Annotated in this window: 16 protein-coding genes; 10 read left to right on the plus strand and 6 right to left on the minus strand. The window is 59.2% G+C overall.

Going from position 1 to position 19,855, the window contains the following annotated elements; translation table 11 throughout:
- Positions 1 to 10 precede the first annotated feature (10 nt).
- From ACTG2S_RS18900 to ruvA, 3 genes are all read right to left on the minus strand, one after another.
- Positions 11 to 1,567: a cytochrome ubiquinol oxidase subunit I gene (locus tag ACTG2S_RS18900; protein WP_005335743.1), complete on the minus strand. Its 1,557-nt coding sequence runs from the start codon at positions 1,565 to 1,567 to the stop codon at positions 11 to 13.
- Between the two features lie 935 nt (positions 1,568 to 2,502).
- Positions 2,503 to 3,513, minus strand: coding sequence for a Holliday junction branch migration DNA helicase RuvB (gene ruvB, locus ACTG2S_RS18905; protein WP_005335744.1), 1,011 nt, complete (start codon positions 3,511 to 3,513; stop codon positions 2,503 to 2,505).
- Between the two features lie 8 nt (positions 3,514 to 3,521).
- On the minus strand, positions 3,522 to 4,136 hold the full coding sequence (ruvA, locus tag ACTG2S_RS18910; RefSeq protein ID WP_005335746.1) for a Holliday junction branch migration protein RuvA: 615 nt from the start codon (positions 4,134 to 4,136) through the stop codon (positions 3,522 to 3,524).
- A gap of 260 nt (positions 4,137 to 4,396) precedes the next feature.
- Here ruvA and ACTG2S_RS18915 point away from each other — a divergent pair, with 260 nt between their 5' ends.
- Positions 4,397 to 6,406, plus strand: coding sequence for a methyl-accepting chemotaxis protein (locus ACTG2S_RS18915; RefSeq protein WP_201904407.1), 2,010 nt, complete (start codon positions 4,397 to 4,399; stop codon positions 6,404 to 6,406).
- A gap of 81 nt (positions 6,407 to 6,487) precedes the next feature.
- On the opposite strand, the gene lysE is transcribed toward ACTG2S_RS18915, so the two are convergent.
- Positions 6,488 to 7,096 carry an L-lysine exporter gene (lysE, locus tag ACTG2S_RS18920; protein WP_129503281.1) on the minus strand — a complete coding sequence of 203 codons (609 nt, stop codon included), beginning with the start codon at positions 7,094 to 7,096 and terminating at the stop codon, positions 6,488 to 6,490.
- A 206-nt stretch (positions 7,097 to 7,302) separates the two neighbouring features.
- Complete coding sequence (locus ACTG2S_RS18925) at positions 7,303 to 8,085, minus strand: LuxR family transcriptional regulator (RefSeq protein WP_005335753.1); 783 nt, start codon at positions 8,083 to 8,085, stop codon at positions 7,303 to 7,305.
- A 62-nt stretch (positions 8,086 to 8,147) separates the two neighbouring features.
- On the opposite strand from ACTG2S_RS18925, the gene ACTG2S_RS18930 reads away from it, so the two are divergent.
- The 6 genes from ACTG2S_RS18930 to ACTG2S_RS18955 all read left to right on the plus strand — a co-directional run bounded on the left by ACTG2S_RS18930 (position 8,148) and on the right by ACTG2S_RS18955 (position 15,694).
- Positions 8,148 to 8,798 carry an acyl-homoserine-lactone synthase gene (locus ACTG2S_RS18930; protein WP_201946706.1) on the plus strand — a complete coding sequence of 217 codons (651 nt, stop codon included), beginning with the start codon at positions 8,148 to 8,150 and terminating at the stop codon, positions 8,796 to 8,798.
- 201 nt (positions 8,799 to 8,999) lie between these two features.
- Complete coding sequence (locus ACTG2S_RS18935) at positions 9,000 to 9,899, plus strand: LysR family transcriptional regulator ArgP (RefSeq protein ID WP_201946708.1); 900 nt, start codon at positions 9,000 to 9,002, stop codon at positions 9,897 to 9,899.
- A gap of 99 nt (positions 9,900 to 9,998) precedes the next feature.
- Positions 9,999 to 12,035, plus strand: coding sequence for an exoribonuclease II (locus tag ACTG2S_RS18940; protein ID WP_139495069.1), 2,037 nt, complete (start codon positions 9,999 to 10,001; stop codon positions 12,033 to 12,035).
- A 254-nt stretch (positions 12,036 to 12,289) separates the two neighbouring features.
- A complete protein-coding gene (locus tag ACTG2S_RS18945) occupies positions 12,290 to 13,930 on the plus strand; it encodes a sensor domain-containing diguanylate cyclase (RefSeq protein WP_279498743.1) in 1,641 nt (546 codons plus the stop codon).
- A 4-nt stretch (positions 13,931 to 13,934) separates the two neighbouring features.
- Positions 13,935 to 15,038, plus strand: a complete 1,104-nt coding sequence (locus ACTG2S_RS18950) for an EAL and HDOD domain-containing protein (RefSeq protein WP_005363003.1) — start codon at positions 13,935 to 13,937, stop codon at positions 15,036 to 15,038.
- A 65-nt stretch (positions 15,039 to 15,103) separates the two neighbouring features.
- Entirely contained in the window at positions 15,104 to 15,694 is a 591-nt protein-coding gene (locus ACTG2S_RS18955) for an HAD family hydrolase (protein WP_064339401.1), read from the plus strand.
- A 132-nt stretch (positions 15,695 to 15,826) separates the two neighbouring features.
- Here ACTG2S_RS18955 and hfq read toward each other — a convergent pair whose 3' ends face one another.
- Positions 15,827 to 16,186, minus strand: coding sequence for an RNA chaperone Hfq (hfq, locus tag ACTG2S_RS18960; RefSeq protein WP_005335772.1), 360 nt, complete (start codon positions 16,184 to 16,186; stop codon positions 15,827 to 15,829).
- 176 nt (positions 16,187 to 16,362) lie between these two features.
- Here hfq and ACTG2S_RS18965 point away from each other — a divergent pair, with 176 nt between their 5' ends.
- The 3 genes from ACTG2S_RS18965 to ACTG2S_RS18975 are packed head-to-tail and all read left to right on the plus strand — an operon-like array spanning position 16,363 to position 19,842.
- Entirely contained in the window at positions 16,363 to 17,634 is a 1,272-nt protein-coding gene (locus tag ACTG2S_RS18965; RefSeq protein ID WP_274161128.1) for a paraquat-inducible protein A, read from the plus strand.
- Positions 17,627 to 19,276: an intermembrane transport protein PqiB gene (gene pqiB, locus ACTG2S_RS18970; RefSeq protein ID WP_259585028.1), complete on the plus strand. Its 1,650-nt coding sequence runs from the start codon at positions 17,627 to 17,629 to the stop codon at positions 19,274 to 19,276. The genes ACTG2S_RS18965 and pqiB overlap by 8 nt, the downstream gene beginning before the upstream one ends.
- Complete coding sequence (locus tag ACTG2S_RS18975) at positions 19,273 to 19,842, plus strand: PqiC family protein (RefSeq protein WP_040066980.1); 570 nt, start codon at positions 19,273 to 19,275, stop codon at positions 19,840 to 19,842. The genes pqiB and ACTG2S_RS18975 overlap by 4 nt, the downstream gene beginning before the upstream one ends.
- Positions 19,843 to 19,855: the final 13 nt, after the last annotated feature.

A 19,855-nucleotide genomic window follows, 5' to 3' on the forward strand; every position in this document is an offset into this window, starting at 1 on the left:
GTCGCTCTCCTTATGCCTTGATCTGTTCAAAGTGATACTTGCCAGTCTTCAGGCTGCTGGGGCCAAGACGGGCATACTTGAACATCAGGTACATCTCGATAACCAGAAGTACGGTATAGAACAGGCAGATACCGATCAGAGAGAACCAGATCTCGGCTGCAGGCAAATTGGATGCAGAGAGGGAAGTCGGCAACACCTCTGCAATGGTCCACGGTTGGCGACCATATTCAGCAACAAACCAGCCAGCTTCGATAGCGATCCACGGCAGCGGAATACCCCACAGCAGACCCTTGAGCAGCCACTTGCGCTTGCCGATCTGGTGGCGGGCACTGTCATAGAAGGCCATACCAATCAGCACCAGCATCAGCATGCCGACGGCAACCATGATGCGGAAGGCGAAGAACAGCGGCAGTACCTGCGGGATGGAGTCATCCACGGCGGCCTTGATCTGCTCGTCGGTAGCATCGGTCACGTTGCTGGTGTAGCGCTTGAGCAGCAGACCGTAGCCCAGATCCTGCTTCACTTCGTCGAAACGAGCGCGGGTCTCGTCAGACTTGTCACCGGATTGCAGCTTGGTCAGCAGGTCGTAAGCGGTCATACCGTTGCGGACGCGCAGTTCGTGCTCGCTCTTCAGATCCTTCAGACCGGTTACCTGACCGTCCAGAGAACGGGTCGCGATAATGCCCAGTGCATAGGGGATCTTGATGGCGTAGTCGGTGCGCATCTCTTCCTGATTCGGAATACCGAACAGGGTAAAGGCGGCCGGAGCAGGTTCAGTTTCCCACTCGGCTTCTATAGCGGCCAATTTCACCTTCTGCACTTCACCGGTCTCGTAACCGGATTCGTCACCGAGGATCAGCACGGACACGATGGAAGCCATACCGAACGCAGCGGCAATGGCGAAGGAGCGACGGGCAAACGCCACATCACGATTCTTCAGCAGGTAGTAGGAGGAGATACCCAGCACAAACATGGCGCCACAGGTATAACCAGCCGCCACAGTGTGGACGAACTTGACCTGAGCAACCGGGTTGAGCACCACGTCAGCGAAGCTCATCATCTCCATCCGCATGGATTCGAAGTTGAACTCGGCACCGACCGGGTTCTGCATCCAGCCGTTGGCGACCAGGATCCAGAGGGCGGAGAGGTTGGTACCCAGCGCCATCAACCAGGTGGCAGCCAGATGCTGATGCTTGCTCAGACGATCCCAACCAAAGAAGAACATACCTACGAAGGTGGACTCCAGGAAGAAGGCCATCAGCCCTTCGATAGCCAGCGGGGCCCCGAAGATATCGCCGACATAATGGGAGTAGTAAGCCCAGTTCGTCCCGAACTGGAACTCCATGGCCAGACCTGTGGTGACCCCCAAGGCAAAGTTGATACCAAACAACTTACCCCAGAATTTGGTCATGTCCCGGTAGATGGTGTTGTTGGTCATCACATAGACGGATTCCATGATCGCCAGGAGAAAGGCCATTCCCAGCGTCAGGGGTACAAACAAAAAGTGATAAAGGGCCGTCGCAGCGAACTGGAACCGCGATAGGTCTACCACATGCTCAGCAATCATGATGTTTCCTCACCGATTATTGGCACGGCTATTTTAAGTTTTAAGCACAAAGCTTCCGTTGGAGGTTAGCGAATGAGCCTTATTGGGACGTGTCACAACAAAACGCGTTCAGTAACCACTGGCATTAACAACAAGGCAATACGAGAACACAAATAAAGCTAATGTTTAACAATTCCAAAACAATCAGCCTAAATTTATTCTCGCCCATGATGACCGGGTTTTTATATCACCTTTATTTGATTGAAATCAATGTAAAAGGACCCGCCATACATGGCTTTGAAAGGCATTTTTAATCTATTTCACGATTATTGACGCGAGCCAGATCACAAAACACGATAAAGCGTAAAACATTGATTTAAATCAATTTAAGAATTTAACATCCCGCTGCTCGGTTTAATTTGAAAAGCGTGAATGACGCGCCTTTTTCCATGTTATCCGAGTCAGGCAATCTGATTCGAAAACTCAATTTAAAATTGCAAAGAATGCATACTCATGCGAACCAATTTCATCAACAGAGACATTAGATAAACTAATTTGAAGAGTGCAATTTTTCTTGTTTGCCGGGGTCGATTCGAACTCCTACAATGCGCCTCGCAGTGAGGGCATACCCTTGGATACAGGCCGGTTAATCCGGGTTCACGGTACGTATTCGACCATCAATTTGAACCTGTCTATTGGAATCGAAGATGAAAAAGTTTGTTGCTAAAACCATCCGTTACTACAAGCTTTCCTTTGTTCAGCTCTATCAACTGAACCGACTCTGAGAGCTCGCGACGGCTCACCTGTTTATTTTCCGGTCTGTGTCCAGACGCACTCACTGTCTGTGAACATCCATCCTGAATTGTCTTTGCCCACCGCATCCGCCGTGGGCTTTTTTTTTGCCCGGATAACAAAAAACCGCCTTTGACGGCGGTTTCATGTTCAAACGACTGTTTTTACTTCTCATCTGGTCGCTGAAGACCGAAATGAGCGTAGGCTCGTGTGGTCGCAATCCGTCCTCTGGGTGTACGTTGCAGATACCCTTGCTGGATCAGATAAGGCTCCAGCACATCTTCGATAGTATCTTTCTCTTCCCCGATCGCGGCAGCCAGATTATCGAGACCCACCGGGCCCCCCATAAACTTGTCTATCACAGCCAACAATAACTTGCGGTCCATGAAGTCAAAACCTTCGTTATCGACATCCAGCATGTCCATGGCACGAGCAGCAATGGGGCCGTCGATCCGGCCATCGGATTTCACCTGGGCAAAGTCGCGCACCCGCCTTAACAAACGGTTAGCAATCCGCGGCGTGCCGCGAGAGCGACGGGCGACCTCAATGGCACCATCTTCCGTCATGTCTAGCCCCAGACAACGGGCACTGCGGGAGACGATATCGGTCAGGTCCTTGACGTTGTAGAACTCCAGCCGCTGGACGATACCGAAGCGATCCCGCAGCGGGCTGGTGAGTGAACCTGCCCGGGTGGTGGCGCCAATCAGGGTAAAGGGAGGCAGATCCAGCTTGATGGAGCGAGCTGCGGGTCCCTCCCCGATCATGATGTCGAGCTGGTAATCCTCCATCGCCGGATAGAGCACCTCCTCCACCACCGGGCTGAGGCGATGGATCTCGTCGATGAACAGCACATCGTTCGGTTCAAGGTTGGTGAGCAGCGCCGCCAGATCCCCTGCTTTCTCCAGTACCGGGCCGGAGGTGGTCTTGATATTAACCCCCATCTCGTTGGCGACGATGTTGGCGAGGGTAGTCTTGCCCAGACCCGGCGGGCCGAAGATCAGCAGGTGATCGAGCGCTTCACCCCGCTGACGGGCCGCTTCGATAAAGATCTCCATCTGCTCGCAGACGGTATCCTGACCGGTGTAATCAGCCAGCTTCTTGGGGCGGATAGCCCGGTCAATAATGTCATCCTCACGGGCGGCACTGGCCGAAATGAGGCGGTCTGCTTCAATCATCAACTACCTCATACCAGGCTACGCAGGGATTCACGGATGATATCTTCCACCGACATCCCCTCTTTGGCGATCTTGCTGACAATCTGACTCGCCTGCTGCGGCTTGTAACCGAGGGCCACCAGCGCACTGGCCGCCTCTTCGGTCACATCAGGTGCCCGCAATTCGGGCTCACTGGCTGGCAAGGTGACCATGGCCGGGGAGAAGAGGTCGTGACTGACCCACCCCTTGAGGCGATCCTTCATCTCCACCACCAGACGCTCGGCGGTCTTCTTGCCGACTCCCGGCAGTTTGACCAAAGAGCTTATCTCTTCACGTTCGACACTCAGCACAAACTGGGTAGCTGTCATGCCGGAGAGAATAGCCAGCGCCAGCTTGGGGCCGACTCCGTTGGTCTTGATCAGCTCGCGGAACAGTGCCCGCTCCTGTTTGTGGTTGAAACCATAGAGCAACTGGGCATCTTCCCGCACCACGAAGTGAGTATGGATGGTCGCTTCCTTGCCGATCTCCGGCAAATCATAGAAGCAGCTCATCGGCATCTGTACCTCATAGCCAACCCCGCCCACTTCCAGCAGGACCTCGGGGGGCTGCTTTTCAATGACAATGCCTCTCAAGCGACCAATCACGGCTCTCTCCTCACCAATACAACTATTCGTAAATTGGCTCATAGCATAAAGAATAACTGGATAAGTATCCAGCATAGGGCAGCAACACCCGCGTAGTCAGAGAGGCTTTTTATCCCATTTTCCACCATGCTTGATCGGGTGCAGCCAGTGCACGGGATGTTTCAGCGCCGCACCGGCCCCCGAGCGGGGGATAAACCACTACACTAAACCCGTTCGGAACCGAAACTGGTGCCAATGTCGATACCAAGGAAGGCCATCACATGAAAATTGTTACCACCTCCAATCTGGGTCTTGCCATATTGCTCGGCTGTACGCTGGGCATGGGGGTCGTTGGCTGGTATGGCAGCCAGCGGCTAGCCAATCTGCTCTCCTACGTACTGGGCGCCGCCTGGCAGACCGCCGACGGTGCCATGGAGGGCTCCATAGAGCTGGGCAACCAACAGCTACAGATTCAGAAGATGCAAAACGGAACCCCGCTCAATCGCGCCGAACTCGATGCTGCCAAGGCGGCGACCGATGACGCGCTGGCCCGGGTCAGCCAGGGGCAGCTCATTGATGGTGCGGCCCTTGCCACCATGGAACAGCACAAGCAGGACTATCAACAGCAACAAGAGAAGCTGCTGGCGCTCTATCACGCCTATACCGAGGTGGATCAGGCACTGCATCACAACGCCGATCTGATGGCCCGCCTCTCAACCCAGCTGGAGGTGATTGGCGATGGCGCGGTCGAGGCGCTGACCCAATCCCCCGACCAGACCATTAGCTGGAACAGCGGCCTCTCCACCCGCTGGGAAGCGGCCGATGGGGGGATGGAGTCCAACATCGGCTTTTTGCGCCAGCTCTATGCGCTGGAGAAGATGCGCAGACAAGGAGTCACAGAGGCGATCAAGGCCGAGCTGAAAGAGGCGACCGATTTCTACCACGAAGCGGTCGACAGCATGCTCGGCACCGGGCTGTTCGATATCGAGGGAACCGGCGAATTTGCCGGCAAGACACTGTCGGCAGAGTATCGCGCCCTGTTGGCCCGGCATCAGCAACTGATGGGACAGTGGGTCGATGCGCTCGGCAGCTATCAGGCCCAGCAGTCCGTCTATGAGGTCAGTGCCGATGAGCTGCGACAACAGCTGGTTGCCATCGAGGAGAGCGGCGATGCCACCGTCGAGGATCAGGTGGCCCAGCTCAACGGCATCATCAGCCAGACCCGAACCCTGCTGCTGGGTGGCCTGCTGCTGAGCCTGATCATGGTCACCCTCTGCGGCTTCTGGCTGACCCGCAAACTGGTAACCCCGCTGCTGCAAGTGGACAAACGAATGCAGGATATCGCCGCCGGCGAGGGAGACCTCAACGCCCGCATCAACCTGCAACGGGATGACGAGATAGGCTCGCTGGCAAACAGCGTGGATCGTTTCATCGAGAAACTGCAGAAGATGATCAGCTCCACCATGGACAACAACCAACACATCAGCGAGCACGTTCACACCTCGGTCAATCGGGTGGAGGCAATCAGCCAAAGCAGCCGCCAGACCGCCGAACATGCGCTGGCCCTGCACCACGACAGTGAACAGATGGTACAAGTCGCCACCGGTATCTCGGACAACTGCAGCATGGCGGCCCACAATGCCAATGAGGTGCGCCAGCTGACCACCGAGAGCAGCCAGTATGTCGCCTCCGCCAGCGCGGGCATGCAACGGGTGGTACAGGAGGTGAGCGAGTGTGCCATCGCCATCAACTCCCTCAAGGAGCAGGCAGGTCAGATTGGCCAGATTATTTCCACCATCAGCGGTATCTCGGAACAGACCAACCTGCTGGCCCTCAATGCGGCCATCGAAGCGGCCCGCGCGGGGGAGATGGGGCGTGGCTTTGCGGTGGTTGCGGACGAGGTGCGCACCCTGGCCAATCGCACCGCAACATCGAGCGCCGAAATTAGCCAGGTGATCAGCAGCATCCAGCAGCAGACCGAGACCGCCTACCTGATGATGCAGCGCAACCTCAAGACGGTGGAGTCTGGCATGCAGGACTCCGAGAACACCAAGCAGATCCTGTTCAAGGTGGAAGGCGCCATCGACCAACTGGCCGACATGGTACAGCAGGTGGCCGTGGCTACCGGGCAACTGTCACACACCCTGAGCCACTCCTCTGACAAGGTCTCCGGCATCAGTCTGCAAGCCAGAACCGGCGAACAGGAGGCACAGGAGTGCCTGCAACTCGCCTCCTCGCTCCATCAGGCCAGCCTGCTGCAGCAGCGCCTGCTCTCCCAGTTCAGGGTCTGACCCCTTTCAATAGCAAAGATGCCACTCATATGAGTGGCATCTTTTTGTTACCGGTCGCTCATTCCTGCCGCCTTAACTTCCTCAACCTGCTATGGCCAGTTGAATAGCCAGGCTCAGCATGATGATGCCAACCAGCAGATCGATCCCCTGCTGCACCCGACTGCGGGCCAACCAGGGCGCCAGCGCCGCGGCCCCCAGCGCCAGCGAGTAGAACCACACCAGCGAGGCTAGCATGGCCCCTGCAGCAAAGGCCGGACGCAGGGACTCACTCACCTGACTGCCAAGGGAGCCGAGCAGCATCAATGTATCGAGATAGACGTGAGGATTGAGCAGCGTAACTCCCAGCGTCATCGCCAGCACGCTTTTGACCCCCATCTGCTGAGCAGAATCGGCAAGTCCCTCCCCTTTACCGCGCCAGGCACTGAGCAGGGAACGTCCACCAAACCAGCCGAGAAACAGCACGCCACCCCAGGTGAGTAGCGCCATGCCGAAGGGGCTGGCGGCCAGCACATTGGCCCCGCCAAATACGCCGATAGCAATCAGGGTGAGATCGCAGAAACTGCAGAGCGTGGCCGTCAGCAGATGGTGATTGCGATGGATGCCCCGACTCAGCACAAAGGCATTCTGGGCGCCGATGGGGATGATCATGGCCAGACCGATGGTGAAGCCTTGCAGTGTCGTTGCGAGCATCCTGGAGAGTACCGTTCGAAATGATGAATGAGCGGCACTATAGCGATGGTAGTTCCTTCTTAGAAATTCATTGATTTACTTATTGATTCATTTTGCTAATAAAAACCGGCATACCTACTGCTGTTCCAGCCCTTGTCAATTACCGGATCTGACAATTGTGACCCTCAGAGTGCGGCAGGAGAATCTGTTGCGCCTGTGGGCTCAGCCTACTGCAGCAATCTGGGGAAGTTGGTCACCACAACTTGCTCCAGATTGGGCAGCAACAGCCCCGTACTAACCCCTTTGGCAATGGCCTGATAGCGGTTCATGGAGCCGGTTTTGCGGGTGACCTGATTGAGATGGTAATTGACCGTGCGCTCCGTGATCCCGAGGATGCAGGCGATCTCGCTAGAGGTCTTCCCTTCGCTGGCCCAGAACAGGCACTCGGTCTCGCGCTCGGTCAAGGGGTCTTTACCCGCACTGTCCATCATGCTGAAACGCACCACCCGAATGGCCGCCTCGAAGATGTAATTGGACATCCAGGAGAGGATCGGCGAGGACTCCAGCAGCAGGTCGCTCGAGGCCCGCTCGGAGGTGATGAAGGAGAGAATACCGTTCTCCCCGGCAGCACCGTGCAGAGGGAAGGAGATGCCGTTACGCAAACCGAACTCGGCTGCCAACCCCATCACATCCATGGTTCCCTCCTGCAGAAAACTGGCCCGCTCATCGAGGCGGTTCCAGTAAATGGGCAGCGTCTGCTTGCGTGCCAGCCGGATCACCGGATCGCACGCCAGCATGTTGTTTTCGGTATAGGCCTGAACCCAGGAATCGGGGCACTGGTTGAACAGCACCACCTTGGGCCTTTGCATCGACATCGGCAGGATCAGGGCGAAGCGATAGTAGTCATAGCCCATCCCGAGCGTAAAGCGACCGATCAGTTCGGCCAGACGATTGCCGTCCGTCACCGAAGTGAAATGTTCGAGGTACTCAAGCAGTTGGTCTCTGTTCATATGAAAGCCCCCTTGGCCAGACATGTGATTATAACGGCGAATAGCAAGATAGAGGGTCCATAATGTTGGTTTTTAAAGGAAAATTGAGAGAACATCCACGAAACGAGGTGGAGAATGAACTCTATCGCTTTCGAAATCGCGTCTTTTCCGACCGGCTAGGCTGGGATGTCGAGTCTCATCGGGGCCTGGAGCGTGACAGCTTCGACACGCCAGACACCCATTGGGTTCTGATCGAGGACGAACAAGGGCTGTGTGGCTGTATTCGTCTGCTCAACTGTGCCGATGCCTATATGCTGCCCACCATCTTCCCCACCGCCCTTGCCGGTGAAAGCGCGCCACGCACCCCCGATGTCTGGGAACTCACCCGTCTGGCTATCGATGCCCAGCGCGCACCGCGCATGAGCAATGGCGTCAGTGAACTCACTTGTGTCATCTTCCGCGAGGTCTATGCCTTCGCCCATGCCCACGGGATCCGCGAGCTGGTCGCCGTCGTCAGCCTGCCGGTGGAGCGCATCTTCCGCCGACTTGGCCTACCCATCGAGCGGCTCGGTCATCGTCAGGCGGTCGATCTGGGGGCGGTAAGGGGCGTTGGCATCCGCTTCCATCTGGATGAGCGCTTCGCGCAGGCGGTCTCCCAACCTCTGCTGGGCCATTATCAAACCAGCCATTATCCACAGCAGCAACCGTCACCAGTGTTGGCAGTTCACTCATAAAAAATCCCGGGAAAACAGACCCGGGATAAAGATGTCGCTACGATCTGCGCAGGGCTACCCCATGCGGCACCAGAGAGTATCCTCCCTCAATGGCCTGACCACTACTGTCAAAGATCACAGCGCAACGCCCCTTCCACCGCCCATTGTTGTCCCCTGCCGAGTGACGTAGAGTCAGCCCTTGGGCAACGGAAGGGGGAGAAGATGAAAGAGCTGGATTACAAACTGCTGCGGGCGCTGGATGCGGTACTGCAAGAGCAGAACTTCGATCGGGCGGCCAAGTCGCTCCATATCACCCAGTCGGCCATCTCCCAGCGGATCAAGCAGCTGGAACAGCAGTTTGCCGAGCCGCTACTCATTCGCAGCCAGCCGCTGCAGGCCACGCCACTCGGCCAGAAACTGCTGGCCCACTATCGGCAGGTACACCAGCTCGAACTCGAACTGGCGGGGGAGCTGACTCCCGATGAGCCGCAGGGGCCAATCCGGATCAGCATCGCAGTCAACGCCGACAGCCTGGCCACCTGGTTTTTGCCCGCCATTGCCCCCTTGTTGAAACAGCACCCCATCGAACTCAACCTGCAGGTCGATGACGAGAGCCGCACCCTCGACAAGGTCCGCGAGGGTCAGGCCTTTGGCGCGGTCAGCCTGCATCCCCAGCCGCTGGCGGGTTGCTGCGTCGACGAGCTCGGTGAGATGAACTATCTGCTTACCGCCAGCCCCGCCTTCGTAGCCCGCCACTTCCCTCGCGGCCTGACTCGTGAGGCGCTGGCCAAGGCACCGGCGGTGGCGTTCGATCAGCGCGATGACATGCATGTGAGCTTTATGAGGGAGCACTTCGGGCTGGAGCCGGGCGGTTACCCCTGCCATACGGTCCACTCGTCAGAGGCCTTCGTCGCCATGGCCGAGCAGGGGTTGGCCTACTGTCTCATTCCCGAATTGCAGATAAGAGGCCAGCTCGCAGGCGGGTCACTGCTCAACCTCAGTCCCGACCACGTCCTGACGGAACGCCTCTACTGGCACCGCTGGGTACTGGAAAAAGGGGTTCACAAGCAGCTCTCCCAACGCCTTATCGACCATGCCAGATCGCAGTTGAAACCACGCTGAGCAGGCCATTCACCTTGGCTTTGCAGGGCTAAAAACGTATAGTGCTGGGCGATCCTTCATCAGGTCTCCACCCAGGTTTTCACTTCAGGTTCCTCACTTATGTTCCAAGACAATCCGCTGCTGGCCCAGCTCAAGCAACAAATCCGCGAAAACATCCCGAAGAAAGAGGGTGTGATCCGCGCCTCGGACCGGGGCTTCGGCTTTCTGGAAGTCGATGAGAAGACCAGCTATTTCGTGCCGCCTCCCTACATGAAGAAGGTGATGCACGGTGACCGGGTGACCGCCCTGATCCGCACTGAAAAAGAGAAGGAAGTGGCCGAGCCGGATACCCTGCTGGAGCAGTCCGTCACCCGCTTCGTGGCCCGGGTCAAGATGTTCCGTGACCGCCTCAACGTGGTTGCCGACCATCCGCTGATCAAGGATGCCATCAAGGCCCGCGTCAAGAAGGGTCTGGATGAGAAAGAGTTCAAGGAAGGTGACTGGGTGGTGGCGACCCTCAAGCGCCATGCGCTGGTCGACGGCAACTTCTCGGCCGAGATTATCCAGAAGATCGCAGCCCAGGAAGATCACAATGTGCCCTGGTGGGTAGTGCTGGCGCGCCACAATCTGGCCCAGGTCGAGCCGGCTGACTTGCCGGAGTGGAAGGTGATCGAAGAGGAAGAGCTGCCCCGTCGCGATCTGACCGCAGTCCCCTTCTTCACCATCGACGGTGCCAAGACCAAGGATATGGACGATGCGCTGGCCATCACCAAGCTGGACAACGGCTGGGAGCTGCTGGTCGCCATCGCTGACCCGACCGCCTATGTGGCCGAAGGGAGCGAGCTGGACAAGGAAGCCGCCCAGCGCGCCTTTACCGTCTACATGCCGGGCCGCAACGTGCCGATGATCCCGCGCACCCTCTCCGACGAGCTCTGCTCCCTGAAAGAGGGTGAGGAGCGCAACACCCTGTGCGCCCGTCTGCTGATCGCCGAAGATGGTCTGCTACTGGAGGAGACCGAGTTCTTCGCCGCCCGCATCTGCTCCCACGCCCGTCTCAACTATGACGACGTCTCCGACTGGGCCGAGCATGGCAAAGAGCTGTCCATCGACGCAGGCGTACTGGCCCAGCTGCCGCTGATGAAGGCGATGACCGAAGCACGCATCGCGTGGCGCACCGAGCATGCGCTGGTATTCCCGGATCGTCCCGACTACGACTTCGAGCTGGGCGAGAATGGCGAAGTGCTGGCCATCCACGTCGAACCGCGCCGCATCGCCAACCGCATGGTGGAAGAGTCGATGATCGCCGCCAACATCTGCGCCGGTCGCGTGCTGGGCAAGAGCGTCGGTTACGGCATCTTCAACGTTCACACCGGCTTTGACGAAGAGTCCCTCGACGGCGCCATCGACCTGCTGAAGAGTGCCGAAGCCCCGTTCGAGCGCGACGAGATCGCCAGCCTCTCCGGCTTCTGCGCCCTGCGCCGCTGGATCGACAACCTCGACACCCGCTGGCTGGATGGCAAGATCCGCCGCTTCCAGAGCTATGCGCTGATGTCCTCCGAACCGGGCGCCCACTACGGCCTGGGTCTGGATGCCTACGCCACCTGGACTTCACCTATTCGCAAGTACGGCGATATGGTCAACCATCGTCTGCTCAAAGCCGTCATCGCCGGCAAGACCCCGGGTGAGCGCCCGAGCACCGAGCTCACCGAGCATCTGACCGCCTGCCGCCGTCTGCACCGCATGGTGGAGCGTGACATCGGCGACTGGCTCTATGTTCGCTACCTGAAAGCCGCCGCTGGCACCGATCAGGTGTTCAACGCCGAGATCATCGACGTGATGCGTGCCGGCCTCAAGCTGCGTCTGCAGGAGAACGGCGCCGTGGTCTTCCTGCCTGCCCGCCATATTCTCGACAACAAGGATCGACTGGAGTGCAACTGGGACAACGGTCGCGTCTATCTGGACAAGACCGAAGTGGTCTACGAGCTCGGCCAGATCATCGAGGTCAAACTGACCGAAGCGGTGGAAGAGACCCGCTCCCTTATCGCCAAACCGGCAGTGGATCTGGTGCCTGGCCCGGCACCGGAAGCCCCGGCGGCCGAGAGTGCGCCAGCCGATAGCAGTGAAACACCCGCTGAGGCTGCCCCCAAGGCAGAATAAGCCGCGCAGAATCATCTGATCTGCCCGAGAGCCCGCCATCGTGCGGGCTCTTTTTTGCCCAACACCCCGCCCTACAAGCTGCCATAAATACCGTTATGGCACACAGTTCTAGCCACGGTTGACAGAGAACACAGTGAATGTCTCCACCAGCAGGGCTGAAAGCAACCATTATGTGCGCCGCCTCTCCTTTCTGACATATTAATCAAGGAGAAATATGTCTATACTCGCTTGGGTACAATCCAAGGGATATTGGTATGCTGGAATGGGACCCGGAACACTTCACCAACTTCGCTCAGTTATGCGAAGTGAGCCTCGCCACCATCCGTGAAAAGACCGATGCCGAACGCCTCTACCTCTGGCTGAAAGCCCCCGAACCGCAGCTCTACAGTTTTCAGCTCGATCACGGGCTGACCACGCTTGATCTCGCCCATCTCGGTCAACTGACCCTGCCCCACCACCTGATCGACAAGGCGATGGAGAAGGGACAACTGGTGATCGAACAACTCCAACCTCCGCCGGATCCCGGCGAAAATGTGGAGCCCGCCCAGCCGCAGTTACGCGCCTGTTTCCCTCTCAAGCGTCACATGAAACTGGAAGGGGTCATCTATCTGGAGACCCGCCGCCGCATCGATCGCCTCTCCTCCCACCAGCGTCAGGGCATCCAGCTCCTTATCCACTATCTGACTGCCGAGCTCAGCAATCACCTGCTCTCCAGCCAGGTCAATCAGGAGCGGGACCAGCGGCTCCATACCCAGACCGATCTGGTACAGAGTCAGGCACTGCAGGGCTCCTTCCTCACCATGTTGCAGGCGCTGCACATGGTCAGCGTCACCCTCTCCCGCAGTCGCAGCGAGAACGATCTGCTGCGGGATGCCGTGCTGCTGGCCCGCAAGGAGCTGCAGTTCGATCGGGTTGCCATCTTCCTGATCGAACCCGATGGCAAGACCATGCGCGGCACCTGGGGCACCAGCGAAGAGGGCGAGCTGATGGATGAACACAACTTCATCAGCCCCATTCCAGATCACCCCACGGTGCAAGAGGCGCTCAGGCGCAAAGATTACGTGCTGGTGATGGAAGATACCCCCCTCTACTACGAGAAGCAGCAGGTGGGCCGTGGCTGGAACGCCATGGTATCGCTATGGGATGGCACTACCCCCATCGGCTGGATCGCCGCCGACAACCTGCTCTGGCACCGTCCGCTCAAAGCCTATCAGAGCGAGATCTTCAAACAGTACGCCGCCATCCTGTCGCAACTGCTGATCCGCCAGCGCACTCAGGAACAGCTGGAAACCCTCAACCGCCAGCTGGAGGCCCGGGTCGCCGAGCGCACCATGCAGCTGGCCGAGACCAACCGTGCGCTGGAGGAGGCCAATCACCGCCTCTCCCTGCTGTCGCTGGAAGATCCCCTCACCGGCATCGCCAACCGGCGCCAGTGGGACATCACCATGCAGCGGGAGTGGGAGTGGGCACGACGCACCCAGAACCTGCTGGCGGTATTGATGATCGACGTCGACGAGTTCAAGGCCTACAACGACCACTTCGGCCATGCCAAGGGGGATCTCTGCCTGCAACAGGTGGCCCATGTGCTGCGGGATGCAGAGCGGCGCTGTACCAATCTGGTCGCTCGTTACGGCGGGGAGGAGTTCGTCATTCTGCTCTGCGCCCCGCAACCCGGTGAGGCCGAACAGCTGGCCGGACGGATCCACGATGGTCTTGCCCGCTTGAAAATGCCCCATCCCGCCTCGCGGGTTGCTGATTTCATTACGGTTAGCATAGGCTTTAGCTATCTGGTTCCATCCCTGGACGGAGCATGGCAGACCCTGACTGAACAGGCTGACCAGGCGCTCTACCACGCCAAGTCACAAGGGAGGGCCCGCACTCTGGCCTATCGGTGATCCCATGCTGTTGCGTCGCTACCCTATCTTCAATCGTCGCCTGGCTCTGGTGGCCTACGGCATCGACTATCAGCTCAGCTCACCGGCCGAATGGCCTTCACTGGCGCAACATTGCCGCCTGCTGGCACAGGGGCGTCAATATCTGGTGCCCTTCACCCACGAACAGCTCGATGAACAACGTCCCATGCTGCTGGATCAGGACGCGATCCCGCTGGTTGAAGCCTCCAGTGAACGCCAGCCCAACTCGTTCCCGGTGCTGGAGCAGTGGCGCGACAGTCGGCGCAGACTGGCGGTGCACGGCGCCAACCGGGATCCACGCTGGCTCGGCGCCAGCCGCCTGCTGGTGTACTGGATGGGAGAAGAGGGGATCTGCCAGCCCACCGAGCACAAGCGGATGGCGCTGAACATCGAGACCTGGGCGGATTTTCTCCCGCTGCGGGAGGCGGGGGTCGACTTCTTTGCCGGCGGCTTTCTCGCCCGTCCGGAGCTGGTTAATCAGCGGGCCAACCAGCCCGATATGGCGCTGGTACAGCAGATCCTCCAGCTCATCTGCCACGAAGAGTTCTCCTTCGCCCAGGTAGCCCGCCTGCTGGAGCAGGATGCCTGGCTGCCCGGCCTGCTGCTCACCTACGTCAACGCCCCCGGCTTCGATCATGCCGCCCCCATCACCTCGGTACCCCGCGCCCTCTCCTATCTGGGGGAGCAGGAGATCCGCAAGTTCGTGTTGATCAACGGTCTGGCCCGGGTGAGCCAGCACATGCCGGAGGCTTGCACCCGCATGGCCATCGCCCGCGGCCGCTTCTGCGAGTTGATTGCCCTCACGGCGCTGGGTAAAGCGGAGGCAAGCTGGGCCTTTCTGGTGGGACTGGTGCTCGATGGCTCCCTGCTGTCGGAGCCGTTGATGGCCCACCTGCCCAAGAGCGTGCAGCGCGCCATCGAACTGCACGAAGGGCCACTCTTTCATCTGTTTCAGCTGGTCAGCACCTATGAACAGGGCAACTGGGCCCTGCTGGAGCAGCTTGCCCCCAAATACCAGCTCGATCCGGCCCAGCTCACCCCCGTCTATTTTCAGTCACAAATGTGGGGGCAAGCGTTTCTCACCAGCTAGGTGATGGCGAGGCGGGGAGCCACTGGCTAGAATGGGCTCCCTTTTTTCAGAGACTGACCCGTACCATGACGCTTTCCGGATTCCAAGGCCTGGTCTTTGACCTTGATGGCACCCTGGTCGACTCCATGCCGCTGCACCTCGCAGCCTGGGAACACACTGCCCGCGAGTTTGGCTTTCGCTTCGATGCCGACTGGTTCTATGAACTGGGTGGCATGCCGAGCCGCAAGATAGCCCTGCTGGTGGCACAGGAGCAGCAGATCCCCCTCGACCCGCTCGAAGTCACCCGCTGCAAGACCGCCCACTATGTGGCCAACCTGCACAAGGCGACCGTCTTTCCGGCCATGCAGGCGCTGGTCGAGCGCTATCATGGCGTCATCCCGATGGGGATTGGCACCGGCTCGCCCCGCGTCAACGCCGAAGCGGTGCTGCGCAACACCGGGCTGGATCGCTACTTCTCTGTGGTGGTCACCGCAGACGATGTGGAGCTGCACAAGCCCAATCCGGACACCTTCCTGCTGGTCGCCAGCAAGCTGGGGGTCGAGCCATCAGGCTGTCTGGTGTTTGAAGATACCGGTATCGGGGTACAGGCCGGAGAAGCGGCGGGTATGCAGACCTGCATGGTCAAAGAGGGTCAACCGGTTGGCATAACCGCGTAGTGCGGAAAAAAATATCGCCCAGCAAGGGGCGATAACCGGAACCAGCTCTCATACGGGACATGAATGAAAATGAGAGCAGGTTCCGTCAGCCGCTGACGCAGAGCGCGTCAACGGGGCGCGCGGGGCAGACGATTACTCGTTGTTGCCGCCGCCCTGATTGTCGTCATAACGACCCGGCGCACCGTGGGGGCGCGGCGCCATGGAGACACGCGGCTTGCGAGCACGCTGGATGTTCACCTGCGGACGGCCGGTGTGCATGGCGATGGTGGAGATCTTGGCCTTGTAGACCAGCTGCTGGTTACCATGAGCATCGGTCAGCAGCACGCTGTACTGGTCGAACCCGCTGATGGTGCCTTCCAGCTTGATGCCGCTCACCAGAAAAATAGCGACCTGACTGCGGTTCTTGCGCAACCAGTTGAGGGCAGAATCTTGCCCGTTCCCGAGGGAGAAGGCTTGCTCAATCGTGGAGTAGCTGGGGGATTCAGTTGTCATAAATTATTGTCCCGCGGAAAAAAAGTGGCGTTTGATTGTGCTAAATGGGCACTGGCTTGTCAAAGTCATTCTCACTCCCGCCAGCAATAGCGGCCTCCGGGGGCTGGTCGCTGACCAGCACAACTGCGATAATCGCCAGCTCTGGCTCTACCACGGGCCTTATCTGGGGTTTTATCTTGCATCCGGTTTCACACCAACACCACACCACCTATGTCCATGATGCCACTGCCTGCGAAGAGTGTGACCTGCTGATACCGGCCACACCGCTCGAGGTGGGACAGGCCAGCTGCTGCCCCCGTTGCGGACACACCCTGAGTCGCCACCTGCCACAGCAGGAGTTGCGGCCGATCTCCTACGGGTTCGCGGCACTCATCATGTTCGTGCTCGCCAATGCCTTTACCTTTATGTCCTTCTCGGCCAAAGGGGTGGGCCAGGAGATGACTTTTCTGCAGAGCATCACCACCCTGGTGGATGAGGGCTATCTGTTTCTCGGCGCGGTACTGAGCCTGACCCTGATCGGCCTGCCACTGGTTTATATGGGCTCCATCATGCTGGTGCTGTGGCGGGTCGATAAAGATCTGCACAGCAATGCCCTGCGCTCCCTCGGTCGTCTGCTCTGCCGGATCAAACCCTGGCTGATGGTGGATGTCTTTCTGGTGGGGGTGCTCATCTCGCTGGTCAAGCTGATGGGGATGGCCGACATCAAGATGGGGCTGTCATTCTGGGCTTTCGTCGGTTACACGGTGCTGCTCATCAAGATGATCTCCTCGCTGGATCAGATGTGGCTGTGGCAGCGGCTGTTCGGCCCAACCGAGTCACGGGAGATCGACCCGGAAGCGGGCGCGCTGGAGTCCGGTCTGGTGGGCTGCCATGTCTGTGGCGCCCTGAGCGAGGTGGGTAGCCACAGCTGCTCCCGCTGCGGCGGCAAGCTGCATGCCCGCAAGCCGGGCGGCCTCAACCGTACCTGGGCGCTGCTGTTTACCTCCGCCATCCTCTACATTCCGGCCAACGTCTATCCCATCATGGATACAGTGTTCCTCGGTGATGACAGCCCCTCCACCATCCTCGGCGGTGTGGTGCTGCTCTGGGCCATGGGCTCCTACCCCATAGCGGCGGTGATCTTTTTCGCCAGCGTGGTGGTGCCGCTGGTGAAAATACTGGCGCTATTCTGGCTTTGCTATATGGTGCAGCGCGGCAATGTCACCTCCCCCCTTGGCAAGCTCAAACTCTATCGCATGACCGAATTTGTCGGACGCTGGTCGATGATCGACGTCTTCGTGGTGGCCATTCTGGCGGGCCTGATCCGGCTCGACAATCTGATGACCATCTACCCCGGCCCTGCGGCCGTCGCATTTGCAGGTGTGGTGCTGATCACCATGGTCGCCGCCATGAGTTTCGACTCTCGCCTGATCTGGGATTTACAACAAGGAGAACGCGAACGTGAGTGAGCGTAAAAAAAGGTGGAAACCGGGCTCTGACTTTCTGAGCTCTGCCGCCGCAATCTGGATGGTGCCCTTGCTGGCGCTGTTCATCGGTCTCTGGATGCTGTTCCAGCACTGGTACTCCCAGGGCCCGAGTTTCACCCTGACAGTCGCCACTGCCGAGGGCATAGTCGCTGGCAAGACGGTGATCCGTTCCCGCGAAGTGGACGTCGGCCGCATCGAGGCCGTCGAGCTGAGCGATGACTATAGCCATGCGGTGCTGAAAGGACGGCTGACCAATGCCGCCTCCGGCATGCTGCGCGGTGACAGCCAGTTCTGGGTGGTCAAACCCAGAGTGGGCCGTGAAGGAGTATCGGGTCTGAGCACCCTGCTCTCCGGCGCCTATATCGAGCTCGCCCCCGGCAAGAAAGGTCGGGCGCGGGACGAATACGCCATGCTCGACAAACCGCCGCTCGCCTCCCTCGATGCCAAGGGGCTGCGTCTCACCCTCAGTAGTCGCGACACCCGCGCGCTGGGAGAAGGCTCCCCCATCAACTATCAGGGCTTCACCATAGGTCAGGTGGAAGAGGCGAAGTTCCTGCCGGAAAAGAGCGAGATGCAGTATCAAATCTTCATCCACGCCCCCTATGACATTCTGGTGAGCAGCAACTCCCGCTTCTGGATGACCCCGGGCTTCGAGGTCTCCATGAGCAGCGAGGGGATGAAGGTGAAGATGGATTCGCTGGAGAGCCTGATCGATGGCGGCATCACCATGGGTCTGCCACCCGGCTGGGCGCCTGGCGAACCGGTCAAACAGATGGAAGGGTTCACCCTGTTCCAGGATGAGGCGAGCGTGCTGGCCGGTAGTCTGGATCAGTTCATCGACTACGTCTTCCTGTTCGATGACAACGTGGGTGGCCTGCACCCGGGCGCGGCGGTGCAGTATCGCGGCATCCGGGTCGGTACCGTCATCTCCGCCCCCTACCTCATCGAGGACAAGGGCGTGCAGATCTTCAAGAGCCGCCAGATCCCGGTGCTGGCTCGCATCGAGGTACAGCGCCTCTCCCACCGCTATGCCAAGGCGGAGAAGGATCAGTGGCGTGCCCTGTTCGGCAAGCAGTTCAAGGAGGGGTTGCGTGCCAGCCTCAAGACCTCGAGCCTGCTGACCGGCGGCAAGATCATCGATCTCAACTTCTATCCGGACGCGCCACGTTTCGAGCAGGCCAAGCTGGCCGGTTATCAGGTCTTCCCCACAGTGCCGGGTGGGTTGGATCAGATCGAGCGCAAGGTGAACCTCATCCTCGACAAGTTTGTCGACATGGACATGGCGACCACCCTGACCAAGGTCAACGGGTCACTCACCACCCTGGATGGCACCCTGAAGAACATCAGTGCAGTCAGCGCCAACCTGAACAAGCTCACTGCCAAGGATTCCACCCAGCAGCTGCCGGCCTCGCTCAACGAGAGCCTCAAGCAGTTGCAGGAGACCTTGCAGGCCTATGATGCCCAGTCGCAGACCAATCAGGACCTGCGTCAGTCGGTGCAGACCCTCAATCAGTTGATGCGCGAACTGCAGCCGCTGGTGCACTCCCTCAACGAGCAGCCCAGCTCGCTGATCTTCGATCGCGCGCATCCATCGGACCCTGAGCCCAAGCGAGGCAAACAATGAAAAAAGAGATCCTGACGCTGGCCCTGCTGGGCCTGCTGGCGGGTTGCAGCAGCCAGCCAAGCCTGCACTACTACTCGCTCGATGCCGACAACCAGCAACCCGTAACGGCACCGGCCCAACCGCAGCACCAGCTGGTGCTGCGCCCGGTGGCGCTGGCCAGCCAGCTCGACCGGATCAGTCTGGTCTATCAGCTGGAAGGGCAAGAGCTGCACTTCACCGAGTACCATCGCTGGGCCGGTGCGCTGGACGATCAGCTCAACCAGCTCACCCTCAATGGCCTCTCCACCCGCCTGCCGGGGTGGGTGGTACGGCAAGATGGCGCCCGCAAGGGGCCGGTGCTGACCATTCTGGTGGAGCGCTTTCAGGGCCGTCATGACGGCAGCGCCGTGCTGAGCGGTCGCTGGCGCCTGCTGGCGGAAGATGGCACCGTGCTGCGCGATGCCCCCTTCCGTCAGGAGCGGGTGCTGCCGGCCGATGGCTATAACGCGCTGGTGAACGAGCTGGGTCAGGGCTGGCAACAGCTGCTCGACCAGATCGCCGCCGAGGTGCGCCAGAGCGCCAGCTAATCGCCCATCCGCC

Source organism: Aeromonas sp. 82P (assembly GCF_051919365.1).
Classification (GTDB): domain Bacteria; phylum Pseudomonadota; class Gammaproteobacteria; order Enterobacterales; family Aeromonadaceae; genus Aeromonas; species Aeromonas veronii.

Bases quoted from the DNA above. Each gene is read 5' to 3' on its own strand.
- lysE (WP_129503281.1), bottom strand. From the start codon at position 7,096: ATGCTCGCAACGACACTGCAAGGCTTCACCATCGGTCTGGCCATGATC.
- ACTG2S_RS18915 (WP_201904407.1), top strand. From the start codon at position 4,397: ATGAAAATTGTTACCACCTCCAATCTGGGTCTTGCCATATTGCTCGGC.
- ACTG2S_RS18900 (WP_005335743.1), bottom strand. From the start codon at position 1,567: ATGATTGCTGAGCATGTGGTAGACCTATCGCGGTTCCAGTTCGCTGCG.
- ACTG2S_RS18945 (WP_279498743.1), top strand. From the start codon at position 12,290: ATGCTGGAATGGGACCCGGAACACTTCACCAACTTCGCTCAGTTATGC.
- ACTG2S_RS18950 (WP_005363003.1), top strand. From the start codon at position 13,935: ATGCTGTTGCGTCGCTACCCTATCTTCAATCGTCGCCTGGCTCTGGTG.
- ACTG2S_RS18940 (WP_139495069.1), top strand. From the start codon at position 9,999: ATGTTCCAAGACAATCCGCTGCTGGCCCAGCTCAAGCAACAAATCCGC.
- ACTG2S_RS18955 (WP_064339401.1), top strand. From the start codon at position 15,104: ATGACGCTTTCCGGATTCCAAGGCCTGGTCTTTGACCTTGATGGCACC.
- ACTG2S_RS18930 (WP_201946706.1), top strand. From the start codon at position 8,148: ATGTTGGTTTTTAAAGGAAAATTGAGAGAACATCCACGAAACGAGGTG.
- ruvB (WP_005335744.1), bottom strand. From the start codon at position 3,513: ATGATTGAAGCAGACCGCCTCATTTCGGCCAGTGCCGCCCGTGAGGAT.
- hfq (WP_005335772.1), bottom strand. From the start codon at position 16,186: ATGACAACTGAATCCCCCAGCTACTCCACGATTGAGCAAGCCTTCTCC.
- ACTG2S_RS18975 (WP_040066980.1), top strand. From the start codon at position 19,273: ATGAAAAAAGAGATCCTGACGCTGGCCCTGCTGGGCCTGCTGGCGGGT.
- ACTG2S_RS18925 (WP_005335753.1), bottom strand. From the start codon at position 8,085: ATGAACAGAGACCAACTGCTTGAGTACCTCGAACATTTCACTTCGGTG.
- ACTG2S_RS18935 (WP_201946708.1), top strand. From the start codon at position 9,000: ATGAAAGAGCTGGATTACAAACTGCTGCGGGCGCTGGATGCGGTACTG.